This is a genomic window from Cupriavidus sp. DF5525, from assembly GCF_040149425.2.
GTDB lineage: Bacteria > Pseudomonadota > Gammaproteobacteria > Burkholderiales > Burkholderiaceae > Cupriavidus > Cupriavidus pickettii_A.
In genome coordinates this window covers 2,825,276-2,841,052 of sequence record NZ_CP168265.1, presented here as the reverse complement: position 1 = coordinate 2,841,052, position 15,777 = coordinate 2,825,276, and the positions used below count along the sequence as shown (strand labels likewise).

16 protein-coding genes are annotated in these 15,777 nt (G+C 63.5%); all 16 read left to right on the top strand.

Features of this window, described 5'->3' with window-relative positions; all coding sequences use genetic code 11:
- The first annotated feature begins 69 nt into the window (after window positions 1-69).
- The 16 genes from ABNX08_RS13270 (at window position 70) to ABNX08_RS13195 (ending at window position 15,777) form a co-directional block, all read left to right on the top strand.
- Complete coding sequence (locus tag ABNX08_RS13270) at window positions 70-297, top strand: hypothetical protein (RefSeq protein ID WP_349609128.1); 228 nt, start codon at window positions 70-72, stop codon at window positions 295-297.
- A 2-nt stretch (window positions 298-299) separates the two neighbouring features.
- Complete coding sequence (locus ABNX08_RS13265; protein ID WP_349609130.1) at window positions 300-1,859, top strand: phage portal protein; 1,560 nt, start codon at window positions 300-302, stop codon at window positions 1,857-1,859.
- A 102-nt stretch (window positions 1,860-1,961) separates the two neighbouring features.
- Window positions 1,962-4,022 (top strand): ClpP-like prohead protease/major capsid protein fusion protein, encoded by a 2,061-nt coding sequence (locus tag ABNX08_RS13260; protein ID WP_349609132.1) that lies wholly within the window; start codon window positions 1,962-1,964, stop codon window positions 4,020-4,022.
- A 39-nt stretch (window positions 4,023-4,061) separates the two neighbouring features.
- A complete protein-coding gene (locus tag ABNX08_RS13255) occupies window positions 4,062-4,406 on the top strand; it encodes a DUF2190 family protein (protein WP_349609134.1) in 345 nt (114 codons plus the stop codon).
- A 14-nt stretch (window positions 4,407-4,420) separates the two neighbouring features.
- Window positions 4,421-4,756, top strand: a complete 336-nt coding sequence (locus ABNX08_RS13250) for a hypothetical protein (RefSeq protein WP_349609136.1) — start codon at window positions 4,421-4,423, stop codon at window positions 4,754-4,756.
- Complete coding sequence (locus ABNX08_RS13245) at window positions 4,753-5,205, top strand: hypothetical protein (protein WP_349609138.1); 453 nt, start codon at window positions 4,753-4,755, stop codon at window positions 5,203-5,205. Before ABNX08_RS13250 ends, ABNX08_RS13245 begins: the two co-directional genes overlap by 4 nt.
- Before the next feature lie 18 nt (window positions 5,206-5,223).
- A complete protein-coding gene (locus tag ABNX08_RS13240) occupies window positions 5,224-5,997 on the top strand; it encodes a hypothetical protein (RefSeq protein ID WP_374063607.1) in 774 nt (257 codons plus the stop codon).
- 3 nt (window positions 5,998-6,000) lie between these two features.
- Window positions 6,001-6,435, top strand: a complete 435-nt coding sequence (locus ABNX08_RS13235; RefSeq protein ID WP_349609142.1) for a hypothetical protein — start codon at window positions 6,001-6,003, stop codon at window positions 6,433-6,435.
- Between the two features lie 169 nt (window positions 6,436-6,604).
- Window positions 6,605-10,234 (top strand): hypothetical protein, encoded by a 3,630-nt coding sequence (locus ABNX08_RS13230; protein ID WP_349609144.1) that lies wholly within the window; start codon window positions 6,605-6,607, stop codon window positions 10,232-10,234.
- The gene (locus ABNX08_RS13225; protein WP_349609146.1) at window positions 10,231-10,452 is read left to right on the top strand and encodes a hypothetical protein; all 222 of its coding nucleotides are present in this window, start codon (window positions 10,231-10,233) and stop codon (window positions 10,450-10,452) included. The genes ABNX08_RS13230 and ABNX08_RS13225 overlap by 4 nt, the downstream gene beginning before the upstream one ends.
- Complete coding sequence (locus ABNX08_RS13220) at window positions 10,442-11,350, top strand: hypothetical protein (RefSeq protein ID WP_349609148.1); 909 nt, start codon at window positions 10,442-10,444, stop codon at window positions 11,348-11,350. Before ABNX08_RS13225 ends, ABNX08_RS13220 begins: the two co-directional genes overlap by 11 nt.
- The gene (locus ABNX08_RS13215; protein WP_349609150.1) at window positions 11,350-12,444 is read left to right on the top strand and encodes a hypothetical protein; all 1,095 of its coding nucleotides are present in this window, start codon (window positions 11,350-11,352) and stop codon (window positions 12,442-12,444) included. The genes ABNX08_RS13220 and ABNX08_RS13215 overlap by 1 nt, the downstream gene beginning before the upstream one ends.
- The gene (locus ABNX08_RS13210; protein ID WP_349609152.1) at window positions 12,441-12,986 is read left to right on the top strand and encodes a hypothetical protein; all 546 of its coding nucleotides are present in this window, start codon (window positions 12,441-12,443) and stop codon (window positions 12,984-12,986) included. Before ABNX08_RS13215 ends, ABNX08_RS13210 begins: the two co-directional genes overlap by 4 nt.
- Window positions 12,986-14,440 (top strand): hypothetical protein, encoded by a 1,455-nt coding sequence (locus ABNX08_RS13205; RefSeq protein WP_349609154.1) that lies wholly within the window; start codon window positions 12,986-12,988, stop codon window positions 14,438-14,440. The genes ABNX08_RS13210 and ABNX08_RS13205 overlap by 1 nt, the downstream gene beginning before the upstream one ends.
- Window positions 14,437-14,892, top strand: a complete 456-nt coding sequence (locus ABNX08_RS13200; RefSeq protein ID WP_349609156.1) for a hypothetical protein — start codon at window positions 14,437-14,439, stop codon at window positions 14,890-14,892. Before ABNX08_RS13205 ends, ABNX08_RS13200 begins: the two co-directional genes overlap by 4 nt.
- Window positions 14,893-15,777, top strand: a complete 885-nt coding sequence (locus ABNX08_RS13195; protein WP_349609158.1) for a hypothetical protein — start codon at window positions 14,893-14,895, stop codon at window positions 15,775-15,777.

Below are 15,777 nucleotides of genomic sequence, written 5' to 3'. Positions count from 1 at the left end.
TCCCCAAGAGTGCAGATATTCCGCTTTTTCCCCTAAAAACCGGACTCACTTTCCCATAGATTGGACGCCATGACGACCGCCACTGACATGCTCGCGAAGTACTTGGCCGCCGAGCAGGCCATTCTCGAAGGCAAGGAAGCCCGCTTGGGCGACCGTGTGCTGCGCATGGAGGACCTATCCGAAATTCGGAAGGGGCGGCAGGAATGGGAGGCTCGCGTCGCCAACGAGCAGGCGCAGGCCGCCGGCGTGTCAGGTTCCGGCGGCATCCGTTTTCTCAATGCCAGATTGGACCGCTGACCATGAACCTGATCGACCAGATTGTTGCGTTCTTCGATCCAACGGCCGGGCGCCGCCGCCTATTTGACCGCGCGGCTCTCCAGGCGAGCTACGAAGCGGCGCAGCCCAGTCGGCTGAGGAAGTTCCATCGCAATCAGGCATCGCCGGACCAACTTGTGCGGCAAGGTGCGATCTGGCTGCGCGCGCAGGCACGTCACCTCGAGCGGAACCATGATATCTCGCGCGGAATGCTGCGCACGCTGGTGAATAACGTCGTTGGGCCTGGTGGAATCGGGGTAGAGCCGCAGCCGCGACGGCCCGATGGCACCATCCACGAGAAGTATGCCGCTGACTTGCGCGCAGCTTGGCGAGACTGGCAGAAGCTGCCGGAAGTCACGCAGGAGCACCACTGGGCCAAGGTCCAGCGGTTGGTTGCCAAGACCTGGTTTCGAGATGGCGAGGCATTCTCTCAGTTGCTGCGCGGCACGGTGCCGTTCCTCCAGCACGGCAGCAAGGTACCGTTCTCGCTTGAGCTCTTCGAGCCCGATATGGTTCCAATGGACTATGAGGACCCGGCCGCCAATATCCGGCAGGGCATCCAGCGCAATGCCTGGGGCCGCCGTACTGGTTACTACGTCTACAAGAGCTTCCCGGGAGACAACGCCTTCCTCGCGCGCGGCTCGGACGTCAAGCGAATCCCCGCAGAGAATATGCTGCAAGTGGCGGCCATCGACCGCATTGGCCAGCTCCGCGGCGTTTCCGAGTTCGCTAGCGTGATCACCCGGATCGAGGACATCAAGGACTATGAGGAGAGCGAGCGGGTGGCTGCCAAGCTTGCCGCTCGGCTGACCGCCTATATCAAGAAGCTTTCGCCGGATGGGTTCAACTCGGACAGCATCCAGCGGGACGAGCAGGGCAACCCTATTCCGCGCGAGATCGCCTTTGACCCCGGGACCATCATCGACGGCCTGCAGGTGGGCGAGGAAATCGGCTTGGTCGACACCAAGCGGCCGAATCCAAACGTCCTCACCTTCCGGCAGGGCCAGCTTCGCGCGGCATCAGCCGGCATTGGCGCCAGCTACTCGAGTATCAGCCGGGACTATGACGGCACCTATTCCTCTCAGCGGCAGGAACTGGTGGAGCAGTGGGTCAACTATGCTGTGCTGACCGACGAGTTCACTGGCATGTTCGTTCAGCCCGTATGGGAGGCTTTCGTCGCGATCGCCGACCTGTCCGGAGTTGTGCCGCGGCCGAAGGATGTGGCGCCAGATCTGGCTGACGATGCAATGTTCGTGGGCCAGGCCATGCCATGGATCGACCCAATGAAGGAAGCGCTCGCCTGGCAGCTGCTGGTGCAATGCGGTTTCGCATCCGAGGTCGAGGTCATGCGCAAGCGCGGCGTCAACCCGTACGACGTGCTGGAAAACATCACAAAGTTCAGGAAGGAAGCAGCCGACAAGGGGCTGGTGCTGGCCTCGGATTTCGCCAACACGAAGGAAGGTGCCACGGCTTTGGCCGATGCTCCGCCGGAGCCCACTCAACCAGGTCGCACGCGTTCCCGCGCCGGCGTGTCGTCCTCCTGACGCGCTGCTTCATGTCGTCGGTGAAAATATTCCGGTTTTACCCCTAAAAACCGGAATCTCTTTTTGCCACACTTGCTGCATACCAATGCACAGGTCACGGCAATGAGCAAGTCTTCCCAGAAGTGGTACAGCATTCGCGCCCGGGCAGTGTCGGCAGCCGCCGCGGCGGCCGTCGCGGCCGGCGGCAGCGCTGCCACCTCCGCCGAGATCTTCATCTACGGCGATATTGGGGAATCGTGGTGGGGTGAGTCCGTGACGGCTGCCGACTTTGTCAAGGAAGTGGCGGCCCTTGATGTTGACGAGTTGACCGTTCGCATCAACAGCTTTGGCGGTTCAGTGTCCGACGGGATTGCCATCCACAACGCCATTAAGCGCCACCGGGCATGGGTCACTACTAGCATTGAAGGTGTAGCCATGAGCATTTCCAGCCTGATTGCCATGTCTGGCGACAGGGTGGAAATGGCGGAGAACGCCGTGCTGATGATCCATGCTCCTTGGGTCAATGCTAGTGGCAATGCAGTCGCCCTGCGCGGGGTAGCCGACTACCTCGACACTTGGGCAGGGGTCATGTCGACAAGCTACGCCGCCAAAACAGGCCGGCCAGTGGACGAGATGCTGGCGTTGCTGACTGATGGCGTCGACCACTACTACACGGCCGAGCAGGCGCTGGCCGAGAAATTCATCGATTCGGTCACTACGGCGATGCCGATTGCCGCGTCCCACGACCTTTCTCGCTTCCGCGCCATCCCGGCGGCGGCAGCCGCTTTCAACTTGAAGGAGAAGCACATGCCTCATCCGAACCCGGCGGCCGCTGCACCGGTCGATCCCGCGGCCCAAGCCGCTCAGGCCGAAGCCGTTGCGCGCGGCGTGCAAGCCGAGGCCCAGCGCCGCACCGATATCCGCGCGGCCTTTGCCAGCTTCGGCGCCCGCGAAGGCGTCGCCGATCTGATGGCTGCCTGCGAGGCCGACACCCAATGCAGCGTGCAGGGCGCGCGGGAAAAGCTGCTGGCCCACCTCGGCAAGGAAGGCACGCCGGTCGCCGGCAACATCGTGACCGTCGAGGACGAGCGCGACAAGTTCCGTGCTGCAGCCACCGAGGCGATCCTGGCGCGTGCCGCCGCACGCGACGACAAGGGCGCGCCGATGCGTGTGAGCGCCGCCAACCCCCTCAGGGGATACAAACTGCTGGATCTGGCGCGGGCTTGCCTGGTGCGCGCCGGTGTCAAGGTGGACGGCATGGGTCAAATGGAAATCGTGGCGGCTGCCTTCACGCAGTCGACCAGCGACTTCCCGGTCCTGCTGGAAAACACCATGCACAAGACGCTCCAGCAGGCCTACGCGCTCGCTCCGGATACCTGGAGCCGCTTCTGCTCGATCGGCAGCGTGTCGGACTTCCGCGCACATCCGCGCTACCGTGTCGGCAGCCTCGGCAACCTGGACGTGCTGAACGAACTCGGCGAGTTCAAGAACAAGACCATCCCGGATGGCGAGAAGGCCTCCATCACGGCCGGCACCCGCGGGAACATCATCAACCTGAGCCGCCAGATGATCATCAATGATGATCTGGGCGCGTTCATCGGTCTTGCCAGCATGCTTGGCCGCGCCGCCAAGCGCACCATCGAGGCGGCCGTGTATGCCCGTCTGGCTGAAAACTCCGGCGCTGGCCCGACTCTGGAAGACGGTCTGGCACTGTTCCATGCCAACCACGGAAACATCGCTGGCACCGCGGCGGCGCCGGCAGTGGCCTCCTTCGAGGCCGGCCGCGTGCAGATGGCGCAGCAGAAGGATGTCGGCGGCAACGACTATCTCGACCTGCGCCCCGCGATCTGGCTGGGCCCGATTGGCATCGGCGGTACCGCGCGCGTGACCAACGACGCGCAGTACGACCCGGACACCGCCAACAAGCTGCAGAAGCCGAACCTGGTGCGCGGCCTGGTGCGCGACATCGTCGATACCCCGCGCCTGTCTGGCACGGCCTGGTACTTCTTCGCCGATCCGGCGGAAGCTCCGGCGATGGAGGTTGCCTTCCTGGACGGCGCGCAGGATCCGTATCTGGAGCTGCAGAACGGCTTCGACGTGGACGGCGCCCGCTACAAGGTCCGCATCGATTTCGGCGTGGCGGGTATCGACTACCGCGGCGCGCACAAGAACGCTGGCGCGTAACCGGCCGATTCCACCCACTGACTTCGAAAGGATCGGATCATGAAGAACTTCATTCAGTACGGCGAGACCTTGACGCTGGCCCCCGCCGCCGATGTGGCGGCCGGTACCGGGTACCTATTCGGTGCTGGCCTGTTCGGTGTCGCAGTCAACGACGCCAAGAACGGTGTGGCGAACGAGTTCCGCACGGAGGGTGTGGTCGAGATCGCCAAAACCTCGGCCTTGGCCATCAGCGTGGGTGACCGCGTGTTCTGGGATGCGACCAACAAGGTGGTCAACAAGACCTCCACAGCACAGCAATGTGTGGGTGTGGCAGTCGAAGCTGCGGCGAACCCGAGCGCGACCGTCAAGATCAAGCTCGGCGCGTACCTGCCGGTGGCAACCTGACGGGCTGGCAAGAAATGGTCGCGCCGCATTCCTTCGACCAGCGCGTTTCCGGGGCGGTGCTTCGCCGCCTCGCGAATGCGCGACTGCGCTCAGGCGCAGACGTCTTCGACGCCGTGGTCGAGCGCCTGCCGCGCACCGCAGGGGAGTACGGCGATCGCACCGAGATTGGCACCCGCATTACCGTGCTGCGCTCGGATATCGCGACTCTGGCCCGCGGCGCGACCATCGTCTATGACAGTGCCAGCTATACCCCCGAGGAACTCGGTGCACTCGCTGCGGTGACATACACCGTCGACGAGCGCGACGAGGATGACACTTTTGTTGCCGCTTACTGGGTGACCAAGGCATGAGCCAGGCGCTTGAAATCCTCCAGGCCATCAAAGAGCGGCTCGCGACGATTCGCGTGGCAGGCGGCTATCAAACGGACATCGGCGCGCGGGTCTATCTCGGCCGGGAGTTCGGCAACGATGAGCAGGATCCTGTTCCGCTGGTCTCGTTGCATGACGGCTCGGGCGAGAACAAGAGCGATATGCGGCCGCATGCCGGAACCAATACCTGGGTGCGCTCGTTCGTGATCGAGGCCTTTGATGCGTGCGACCCGGACAACCCGCTCGTGAAAGCCCATGCGCTGATTGCCGACATCAAGCGTGCGGTGTTCAAGGATGGCGGGCTGGATGGACTGGTCATGAACCTGCGCATCGTAGGGGATCGCGCGATGCCGCGTGCCGCCGGCTCGAAGACTGTGTGCGCTCAGGTGCTGGGCGCTGTTGAATATCTGGAAAAACCCACGGCCCCGTAACGGCCACAACTGGAGAGCATGATGGACTATTTTTCGGGGCAGGGGAAACTGTACTTCGGCCAGCGCGACACCGCAGGCAATCCGAAGGCAATGCGCTGGGTCGGCGATTCCGCAGACTTCTCGTTTTCGGCGGAACCCGATGTACTGGAGGCCAAGGAGAACTACTCCGGCAACCGCCAGACCGTCGTGCGCATCACGCGCGAGCTCAAGATGAGCATGAAGACCTCGCTGCGCCAGATCAGCACCGAGAACATCCAACTGCTCACGCAGGGCGATTCGGTGGCGCAGTCGGCAGGGTCTCCCACGAACGAGATCATTTCTCCCACGACCGGCTCGCTCGCCGTCGGCAATGTGTTCATCCTGGGTGGACAAGACCTCTCGGCGGTGACGATCAAGGACAGCTCTGGTACCCCGAAGACGCTGGCGGCCGGTACCAACTACGAACTTGACCCCAAAGCGGGCCAGATCGAGATACTGGACGCCACGACCGGCGGGCCGTACACGCTTCCGCTGAAGGCCGACTACACCAAGGCGGCCCTCACTCGCGTGAAGATGTACACCGCGGCAAATGTCGAGTACTGGCTGCGCTTCGTCGGCCTGAACACGGCGGTGTCCGGCTTCCCGAAGGTGGTGCTCGACATCTATCGTGTGCGCCTGGATCCGGCCAAGGATTTCTCGATGATCAGCGACGACCTCAACACGTTTGAGCTGGCCGGGTCGTGCTTGAGCGACCAAACCAAGACCGCGGCCAGCGACTACGGCCAGTTCGGGCGCCTGGTCCAGCTGACGTAATCCATGAGCACCCCCGCACCCGTTGCCGAACTGACGCAACTCGCCGGCGGCCCCTCGATCGAGAGCGGCTTCGGCGAGCGTCAGGTTCGGATTACCCCCCTCAAGGTGAAGGAATTCGGCCCCATGCTCTCCGCTCTGGAGCCCGTCTTCGCCGAAATCGGCGTGCTGCCGGATGCAATGGTGGCTGGCGACATCGTGCACCTGTTCACGCGGCATGCGGAGGCTTTGCTGACTGTCATCTGCATTGGTGCGCGCGTGGAGCGGGACTGGCTGGACGAGCAGGAGCTGGACGTGCCGGTCAATCTGTTCGCGGACGTGCTTAGTGTGAACCGAGATTTTTTCGAGCAACGTCTGAAGCCAGTAGCCAGCCAGCTTCAGGCGATGCTCCCGGGTGGTTCGACATCGCCCAACAGCTCGTCGGGGCCGGCCACAGTCTGAGCGAAGTGCTGGGCTACACCATGGCCCAGCTGAGGGGCTTCTCGGATGCAATAGCCCGGCAGGGGCAGGAGCGTAGTCGGGAGCAACTCCTGATCGCACGTGGCGGCCAGGCCGACGAGAAGGGCTGGAAACAACTCTGGAAGGCATTCAGCGCACCACTTAGACGCCCATGACCGAACGTGAAATCAGCTACCGGATCAATCTCGCGAACGAGCGGGCTCTGGCCGCTCTGCGCGACTTTGCTTCGGCGCTGAAGAAGACCGACGAGTCGGGCAAGAATCTCTCCGGCGTTCAGTCAGGCCTGCAGGGCGTCCAGACGACAGCGCGCTCCACCGCTGGTGAGCTGGCGAAGGTGGGCGACGAGGTACGGTCGATCGGCCAGAGCGTGGCTGGCCTGAAGACCATCGGCACTGTTGCTGCCGGAATCTTCATCATCGGTCAGGCGTTGCAGGCCGTGAAAGCCGCTTTGACTGGCCTGCCAGAAGCGGGCATCAAGTTCTCTGCCAGCATGGAGACGGCCGAGCTCGGCATGGCCGGCATCCTCTCCTCGATGATCACGATCGACGGCAAGGCTGTCAGCCTGAACCAGGCTCTGGGCATCTCGCGCAAGATCATCGCCGACCTGAACAACGACGCACTGGCCACCGCCGCCAACAGCGAGGAACTCGTTCGCGCTTTCCAGGCGATCCTTGGCCCGGCGCTGGCCGCCAAACTGACGCTCGAGCAGGTGCGGCAGTTGACCGTGACCGGTGTCAACGCAGTCAAGTCCCTCGGTCTGAATTCGAACCAGGTGATTCAGGAGCTGCGGGATCTGGTGCAGGGCGGCATCACGCCGTCGGGCTCCACCCTGGCCACCGCGCTGGGCATCAAGGACGAGGACATCAAGCGCGCCAAGGCTTCGAGCGAAGGCCTGTTCAAGTTCCTGATGGACCGGATGCAGGGCTTCGAGGCCGCGTCCGCGCGCTTCGGTGACGCCTTCGATGGCCGGCTTTCCAGCCTGAAGGAGGGGGCGACGCGGGCGGCGGCCGAGGGCTTCAAGCCGCTGTTCGATGCCATCAAAGAAGGGCTGGGCGAAGCTGCCGACGCCTTCGTCACGATCGAGCGCGAGGGTGACAAGGTCAAGTCGATCCAGCTCAATCCGCAGACTGTGCAGACGATGCGCAGCTTTGCGGAGGGTCTGGTCGACCTCGGGCAGGGTCTGCGCCGGGTGGCTGGCTTCCTGCTCGAGCATCGCGAGGCCGTGGTTGCGCTTGGGCAGGCATACGTCGCGCTGAAGGTGTTCCAGGTGGTGCGCGGGGTGCTGGAGGGCGTTGCCGGCGCCATCACCGCGGCGACCAGTGCGACGCTCGGCGGTGATGCCGCGACTCGCGCGGCTACCGCCGCCACGCTGGCGGATCTGCGGGCGAAGGTGGCGCATGCTGACGCCGTTCGGATCCACACCGGCCTGCTGCTCGCCGAGGCTCAAGCCACGGTGGCGGCGGCTGCCGGCGTCCAGCGGCTGGCTCTGGCTGAGACGGTGCTGGTGCCTGCTCAGCAGCGTGCTGCGGCAGCAGCGTCGGCGCACGCAGCGGCCCAAGCAGCCCTTGCGACTGCCATGGGGCCGGCCGGTGTCGCCGGCGTGCTTTCGCGCGTCGCCGGCCTGCTGGGTGGTCCCATCGGGATCGTCGCCTTGCTGATCACCGGCGTGGCGGCTTGGGCGTCGTTCGGCAGCGCGGCGAAGGACTCGCTCAATGGCATCGACGTGTCGGTGCAGACCACCCGCGACAAGATTGCCCGCATGAAGCGGGAGCTGAAGTTCGGCGCAGGGGATATCGGCGAGAACAAGGCTGGGCAGGATGCGCTGCGCAACAGGATCGCGTTGCTCGAAGGCGCGGCGCAGCAGCCGGGGCCGAGCGGCATGCGGCCGTTCATCCTTAGCAACGGCGAAAAGCTCTCCCGTGGCTCGCGCGATCGAGAGCTGAACCAGGCGCGGCAGCAGTTGGCTGCCCTCGAGGAGCTTGGACAGCTGCAACAGCAGGCTGTCGACAAGCAGGCCAAGGAGCAAGAGGCTGCCGTCGGCAAGATCGGTCTGAAGAACAGCGGCGCGCTGCAGGACTTCACGGACTTGGTCAAGAAGCACCGCAGCACGTCCCAGAAGGCGGCCGACGACATCAAGGAGATCAACTCCGCTTTCGCCAAGGCCGTGTCGGAGACGCCTGAGCTCCAGAAGGACAACCCGAAGTTCGATCCGAAGCGCCTGGCCGAGGTCACCAAGGCACGCAACGACGCCATTGCCGAGGCGCGCCGGCAGGGTGCTGGCTCGGGGCTCGGCACGCAGAATGCCGCGGCCAAGGCCGACTTTGAGCAGCTGAAGGCGACGCTCGATCAGGAGCTGACGCTCAAAAAGGACGCACTGGCGTTTGACCAGGCGGAGAACGAGCGCGCCTACAAAGACAGCCTGGTTGGTGTCCAAGCCTACTATAACCAGCGCCTGAAGATCGTCACCGACGGCATTGATGCCGAAGAGTCTCGCAACCGGAAGCTGATCGAGAAACTGCAGGCCGAGCAGGGGAGCTTGGGCGGCCAGAACCCCAAGAACCCGAACGAGCGGGTGCAGATTGCGACCCAGAACAAGAAGCTGGAGACCGAGATCCAGCAGTTGAACACCCGCAACCTCAAGCTGGAGCAAGATCGCACCCAGGCAATTCGCGAATCCAATACCGAGCGGGATCGGGCTAAGCGCCTGCTGGAGACGCAGGCCACGGGCATTCAGACCGAGGTTGATGCCGCGACCGGCACCCTCACTCGCGAGCAGATCGAGAAGAACGTGCGGGCCCGCAACCGGGACCTGCTCGAGATGTCAAATGCCAACCCAGAACTGCTGTCGCCGGCCGTGGTCGAGCAAAAGATTCGCCTTGAGGTCGACCAGGCTGACTTCCAGCGGATCAAGGGGCAGATTGACCAGATCATGGGCAACTTGCAGCGCGCCGGCCAGCTGATCCAGTTCCAAGGCTTTGAGGGCCCGGCGCTAGAACAGCGCTTCCGCCCTATCAAAGAGCAGGCGCTGCCGGATCTGCAGCGGTTGAGCGCCGAGTTGGACGCGCTTGCCGCTTCCTCGCCATCGATCACGATCAAGACCAATGCGGCTGACGCCAAGACTCAAATTGGTGAGCTGCAAAAGGAAACGATCAACCTTCAGAACGTCGCCGAGAACGCGACGGTCTCCGGGTTTGGGACTTTGTTCACCGATGTCATCACCGGGGCGAAGAGTGCAGGGCGGGCGGTGAGCGACTTTGCCAAGGGGGTGCTCAGCTCAATGCTGAATGCGATTGGGCAGAAGCTTGGCCAGAAGCTCTTCACCTCCCTGTTCAGTGGTGGTGGTGGTGGTGGTGGTGGTGGCGGATTCTTTAGCTTCCTGGGCGTGCAGGAGAAGGCCGACGGCGGCTACATCCGCGGCCCCGGCAGCACCACCAGCGACAGCATCCCGGCGCTGCTTTCCGACCAAGAGTACGTCGTGCGAGCGTCTGCCGTGCGCGATGTCGGTGTCGGCTTCCTGAATTGGGTGAACCGCGGCGGATCGGCCGTACGCTCGGCAGCCTCGCAATTCCGGAGTGGCGTTCACCCGGCGTCCTTCGCCCGATCGAGCGCTGTGGCGCGGTTCGCCGGGGGCGGCCTGGTCTCTGCGCCGGCGGCTTCTGGCGCTCCGCATCTGCAGCCGGCGCCGACCAGCTTCCAGCTGCAGATCCCGGACAGCGCGCTTCACTGGACGCTGCAGGACTGGCTCGGCAGCGAACTTGCTCGGATGGCGGCGACGCGATGAGCCTGCGCATTCTCTCCAACCCATTGCACGCCGACGCAACGGCCATCCTGGTGTTCGAGGGACCGGCCAACGTGGCTGTCACCTGGACTGTTGCCAGCGGGGCTGGTGTCGTGACGCCGTTTGCCCCACAGACGGATGCTGGCGGGCGTGCGTGGGCGAAGTATGACCCGGCTGGGATCGCTGGGGCGGCCGTGATCGAGGTGCAGCATGGCACTTGAGCTTCTCGCCGGCCCCTTCGATATCAAGGACGCGAGCGGAGCGATCCTTGCTGGCCTGCCCACTTATGGCAACTCGTTCTATGACGACGATGTCGGCTTTTACGCTGGCGCTCTGCTTGTCGTGCAGCTGGATGGGCGGGCATATCGACGCGCGTCTCAGGAGAGTTCCAGCAACTTCACTTTGGATCTGCAGAACCCGGGCGAGTATCTCATCCATGAGTCGCTGACGGAGAGCCGCCTGTACAAGTTCAACAAGCGCAGCGGAACCATTGGCGAGATCGTCGTCGACAGCGCGGTCACGAATTATGTTGCCGGAACTCAGGTGCGGACACCAGACCGGTATCTGAACGTGTCCGGCACGAACGTGCGATACAAGCCGCTGACGCTCGTCGGTGGCTGGACCTACGAGGCCAGCCTGACCGGAGATGTTTCCGGTCCAATGACGGTTTCGCGCACTCGCGATGCCAACGTCCTCGCCATAGCGTTCGGCAATGGAACTGTCCTCTTCTACGACTGGGTCCAGAAACGGCAGGTTTCAGGTGCCGTCTACGTTGGAGCAAACGCCGGCGTCTGGTACAGCCCGCGGCACGACATCTACGTGGCGCTTGCCAGTGACAAGCTGAAGGTCTTCGCCAGCACACCACGGCCAGCCACGCTTTCGAACCCGGTTGCGGTCACGCCGCTGGTCAAGGGACGGGCAAGCGTGCTCAAGGCGAGAGCGCTGGGATCGAACAGCGAGCCTTGTCCGGGTGAGCTGGTCGACTGGTCGCTGACGGGGCCTGGGAGCCTGGCCATTGACCAAAGCATGACCGACGGCGACGGGTGGGCGTGGAACACGTATGTGGCGCCGATGGCTGCTGGCGGCTCGCCGGTTATCGGCGCGGAGCTGAGGTTCTAATGTTCCGCCAGATATTCCAATCCAGCCCAGTCCAGTATCGGCTGCCAGCCGAGTGGGACGGCATCCCGAACGGCGGAGGGCTGCAGGCGCTGTACAACGGCTATCTGGTGACGCCGCCGCGAATCTATGCCGAGGAGATCAACAGGGTCGATGGTCTGTTCGTTGCGCAGGAGAAGACCGCGACGGCCGACGCGGTGATCTACGTTGTCGGCTGGACCAATCGTATCTACTGGCCAGGATGGGAGCGGCTCTGGTGGAAGTTCAATGCTGTCACCGGGGAATTCATGGGGCGCGGCCCGACGCCGACGACGTACTACGACTTTGACGTCTTCCAGGCGCGCGATGGATCGCTGTGGCAAGTCTCAGTCCTCGGCTCATTCTTCGAGGTGGATCCCATCAATTTCGCCGAGATTGCCGGTACCCGGCGCGAGCCTAGTGAGTTCGGCGCCATATTCGTCAGTATTCCGATGATTGACCGGCCGCAAAACCTCGCCGTGCTCGTCACCAACAATGAGTCCGGATTGCGGCAGATCGGGGTCTACAACCTGACGACCGGCACGCTCATCCGGCGAATCAGTGTCTCGGGCTCCCCTGTAGACATCCTGCCGGAAGATGAGCGGCGCTGCTATGTGTTCACCTCAGAAGGGCTGCTGAACCTGGTGGACTACACCACGGGGGAGGTGCTGCACACTTTGCGCTCACCCGCGCCCACGTCCGGGGATGTCAATTTTGCGTGGGATCGCGTCTATCGGCGCCTGCTGGCGTTCCAGACCGTCCCGAATGCAGCAGATGGAGCTTGCCTGTCGACGATCCGAGGATGGTACCCGGTTCCGCTGGCAGTGCACCTGACCACGCCAATACCGCTCCAGGCGCCGCGCAAAGGGCGCGATGTGCCCGTGCTTGTGCGCACGGTCGGCGATGTGGGGGAGCCAGTGGCTGGGGTATCCGTTCAGGTTGCCGCCACCGGCGATGGCTCGATCGCGCAGTATCCGGCTGGCTCAGATGTGCACGGGGACGTCATCGCGAAGGTCCGCTGCAGCGCTCCCGGCACTGTCAATGCGACTGCAACTGCAACTGTGGAGGACGGGCTTTGACCACCTTGACCAGCTCGGCCACCTTCTCCGTGGGGGACGCGGCGACAGCGACGGAGCAATTGGCAATTGTCATTCTGCCGGCCGTTGCAGCGGCCTCCGGGAAGGGCAGGTTGATCCATCCGACGCTGGGGACATACGACTATGCGCGGGCGCCGGATCAGTGGACCAACATGGACGCCGACGCGATCATTGCGCCGACATGGGCCAGCACCCGTACGCTTGGCGGCGCGGCGAACACGCTCTGGCAGGGCAAGCTGCGCGACGTCGAGGTGCTGGAGCGCTGGAACGCCGATGGCGGCCTCTCGATGACGGTAGACCAGCTGCGCATGCTGGTCTCGCACTGGACGAATCCACCGGATCCCGCGGTCGCCCGTGTCAAGTGGTACCCGAGCTATGTGAACGGCAACGGTTACGAGGTGGCCATGGTCTCGCTGGCTTCCGGCGGCGGGGAGGGGATCACGCTGAACCATGTCATCTTCAATGAGGCGGGCTACGTGAATTTCGACGTCGAGCTCCGCCTCCGAATCTTGGGGAAGCTGTAATGGACGCGCGCTGGTACCCAGTCGACAAGGATGCGCTCCGCACGGTGGCGCTGATCCTGCACCCATCGGCGTCCATTCGTGACGTTCGGGTCGGTGTCGCCACTGATGCGTTCGACCTGTCGGACTACGTGTCTGAAACGCTGCGGCAGTCTCCACGCGAGCTGTCCGCTTCGCTCGCCTGGCACACGGAACTCTACGGTGCAACCCAGCCGAAGGCCGGCCAGGTGATCGAGGTGCAGCTGAACGGCCAGATCCTATGGCTGGGCATCATCGAATCGGTGAACGACTATCGTTTGGAGCGAGGAACCCGCCGCCTGACATTGACCGCCCGCAGCCCGGACGCGACGCCGGCTTGGCGCAGCGTTCGCCGGGTGACTGACTTCTTCCCGGTGGCAACGCCCCTGACAGAGATCGCGCGCCGAATTGGGCGCGCGCTCGGGTTGAACGATGACGAGATCAGCCTGCCGCAGTCTCCGGTGACGACGATGCACAGCAACACTCAGCTGGCCGACCTCACCGCCTGGGATATGCTCGAGCAGATCCTGCTTCCGCTGGGGCTTGCTCCGCGGTTCGATGGCCTTGGCCGGCTGGTGACCCAGTCCCGTGAGCTCGGCCGGGCGGCGGACATCGTCCTCGACGAAACCCGCATCGTCTCGGTCAATGGTGGCCGGTCGGTGCCGGCGCTCTCCAGCGTCCGGCTGAAATGGCTGGACCCGCAGTTGACCAAGGTGGCTCAACAGGACGCCAAGCTGGCTGACGCGACTATCACGGCGGGCTTCTTTCAGTTACACCAGCGCAAGAGCATCACCTTCTCCGACGACGCGACGCAGCGCGCGGAAAACACGCGTCTGGTCATCAAGCAGTCCGCCAACGGCGGCCTGTTGCCCGTCTGTGACGAGGAGTACAAGCAGCTCACCACGACGAGCGGCGAAATCTTGCTGACTACGGTGGCTTGGGCGCCAACGCTGGTGGGCTTGATCCTCGCCATGAAGGTCTATAGCGCCCTCCCGGACATCGCGCCGCCTTTTGGCGGGCCGACGGCGCCGGTCGGCAAGGTTGTCCACGGCGCGGCCGAGTTGGTGGTGCTGCTGATCATGGCGTCCATCGGTACCGGTATCTACGAGGTCTGGGGTACTCCATATGACTTCGTGCATGGCCGGAACACCACGGAGGCGAAGAACGGGGCCGCCTCGATCTGGACAGAGAACATCGAAGACATCGAGAACGACCTGATTGTGAACGAGGCGCACGCGCAGGCAGTCGCTGTCCGCGAGCTGGCTTTTCGGGCGCGCAGTGCCACGTCGTGGGGCGCTTCGATTGTCGATGATCCACGAATCGAGCCCGGCGACATCCTGCAGCTTCCTGACGGTACCCGGTTTTGCGTGACTGACTACACCCGCAACCTGGCGCGTAACGCGCCAGCGGTGCTCGATCTACAGGGGTTTGTCGCATGAGCATTCTGACCAATCTCGTTTCGGCGCAGATTCGGGACGCCAAGGCCGAGCTGGACGGCAAGATCCTGACCCGGCCGATGCTGCTGGTGACCGACGGCCTGAACACCATCTACGCGGTCGACGTCGATATCGGAGAGAAGGATCCGCTGCGCAACGTTCCGATCGCACGCGGCAATGACGAGCTGCTTTATGCCGACACCGGCAACGCCTGCCGGTTGCGTCGTACGGCCACTGGCCAGTATGAGGTGTTCGGCTTCTCAAAGGAGCTGCCCGGCACCTACACCCTTGTCACGGTGAACTTGGAAGACCTGTCGGTGGGATCGATCACCGATCTCACGATCGAAGGGCGGCCACTGACCTATGGCGAACTAGCTACTTACGGTGGGTATGGCGCTGTTCCCTATGGTTCCTCGGCGATCTTCCGGGGCGGCGTTCTTCAGGAGATTCGCTAAGTGAGTATCGAACTCTCATCCCTGTCCGCTGGCGATAACAACTATATCGCCAAGCACAATAGCAACTACGACATCATCAAGGGCGCCATCGATGGGCTCCAGGCTGCTACTCAAGGCGGAGCTTCAAGTGCAGCGACTGCGGTCACTGCATTCGAGGGAATGTTTGGCACCGTGGCCTTAATTGGCTATGGGAGCTATGCGACATCGACAAGTGGGTCAAACCTCACGCTGCAACCCGGCTACACCTGGCGCAACTCCTTCTCGAAGGTCTTGCAGATGGTGAGTGCCGCAACGCTGAGCTTCTCTGGCAAATCAGCCGCAACTTATTACATCGAGGTAGATGCCGGCGGTCAGCCGAACGTGGTGACTACCTCGGTGGAGCCGATCTATTCGGTGGTGTGGACCGGGTCGGCCTTTGGCACGATCACGCGGCTAGCTGCCGTATTTCCGACCGCTCTCGACTTCCATGCTGCACTGAACTCGACCGCGATGGGCGCGACCTATCAGTCCCTCGATGCGCTCCTCGAGGCGATCGCGGCCGCGGCGCTCGCCGGCGCGAAGCCGTATGTGCCTGAGATCAAGAGCGTTACCTACGCCGGGACGATCACCGCCGACTTCTCGGATGCTGACGTCATCCGCATCACGCTGGGCGGGAATCCTACGATCACGCTCGCTGGTGCCGCCGACGGGCAAAAGTGTGTGCTCGAACTCAAGCAGGACGCGACCGGCGGGCGCACCGTGACGTGGAGCGCGAACGTGCGCTACGGCACGGACCTACCGTCCATCACGCTCTCCACGGCCGGCGGCGCGCTCGACCGGATCGGCTTGATCTACAACACTGCCGCGGCGAAGTATGACGTCGTGGCAATTTCTCGCGGCTTCTGA

Excerpts from the sequence above, each read along its gene's own strand:
- ABNX08_RS13240 (WP_374063607.1), top strand. The coding sequence starts at position 5,224 with ATGATGGACTATTTTTCGGGGCAGGGGAAACTGTACTTCGGCCAGCGC.
- ABNX08_RS13230 (WP_349609144.1), top strand. The coding sequence starts at position 6,605 with ATGACCGAACGTGAAATCAGCTACCGGATCAATCTCGCGAACGAGCGG.
- ABNX08_RS13265 (WP_349609130.1), top strand. The coding sequence starts at position 300 with ATGAACCTGATCGACCAGATTGTTGCGTTCTTCGATCCAACGGCCGGG.
- ABNX08_RS13255 (WP_349609134.1), top strand. The coding sequence starts at position 4,062 with ATGAAGAACTTCATTCAGTACGGCGAGACCTTGACGCTGGCCCCCGCC.
- ABNX08_RS13235 (WP_349609142.1), top strand. The coding sequence starts at position 6,001 with ATGAGCACCCCCGCACCCGTTGCCGAACTGACGCAACTCGCCGGCGGC.
- ABNX08_RS13215 (WP_349609150.1), top strand. The coding sequence starts at position 11,350 with ATGTTCCGCCAGATATTCCAATCCAGCCCAGTCCAGTATCGGCTGCCA.
- ABNX08_RS13200 (WP_349609156.1), top strand. The coding sequence starts at position 14,437 with ATGAGCATTCTGACCAATCTCGTTTCGGCGCAGATTCGGGACGCCAAG.
- ABNX08_RS13225 (WP_349609146.1), top strand. The coding sequence starts at position 10,231 with ATGAGCCTGCGCATTCTCTCCAACCCATTGCACGCCGACGCAACGGCC.
- ABNX08_RS13260 (WP_349609132.1), top strand. The coding sequence starts at position 1,962 with ATGAGCAAGTCTTCCCAGAAGTGGTACAGCATTCGCGCCCGGGCAGTG.
- ABNX08_RS13250 (WP_349609136.1), top strand. The coding sequence starts at position 4,421 with ATGGTCGCGCCGCATTCCTTCGACCAGCGCGTTTCCGGGGCGGTGCTT.
- ABNX08_RS13205 (WP_349609154.1), top strand. The coding sequence starts at position 12,986 with ATGGACGCGCGCTGGTACCCAGTCGACAAGGATGCGCTCCGCACGGTG.
- ABNX08_RS13245 (WP_349609138.1), top strand. The coding sequence starts at position 4,753 with ATGAGCCAGGCGCTTGAAATCCTCCAGGCCATCAAAGAGCGGCTCGCG.
- ABNX08_RS13270 (WP_349609128.1), top strand. The coding sequence starts at position 70 with ATGACGACCGCCACTGACATGCTCGCGAAGTACTTGGCCGCCGAGCAG.
- ABNX08_RS13220 (WP_349609148.1), top strand. The coding sequence starts at position 10,442 with ATGGCACTTGAGCTTCTCGCCGGCCCCTTCGATATCAAGGACGCGAGC.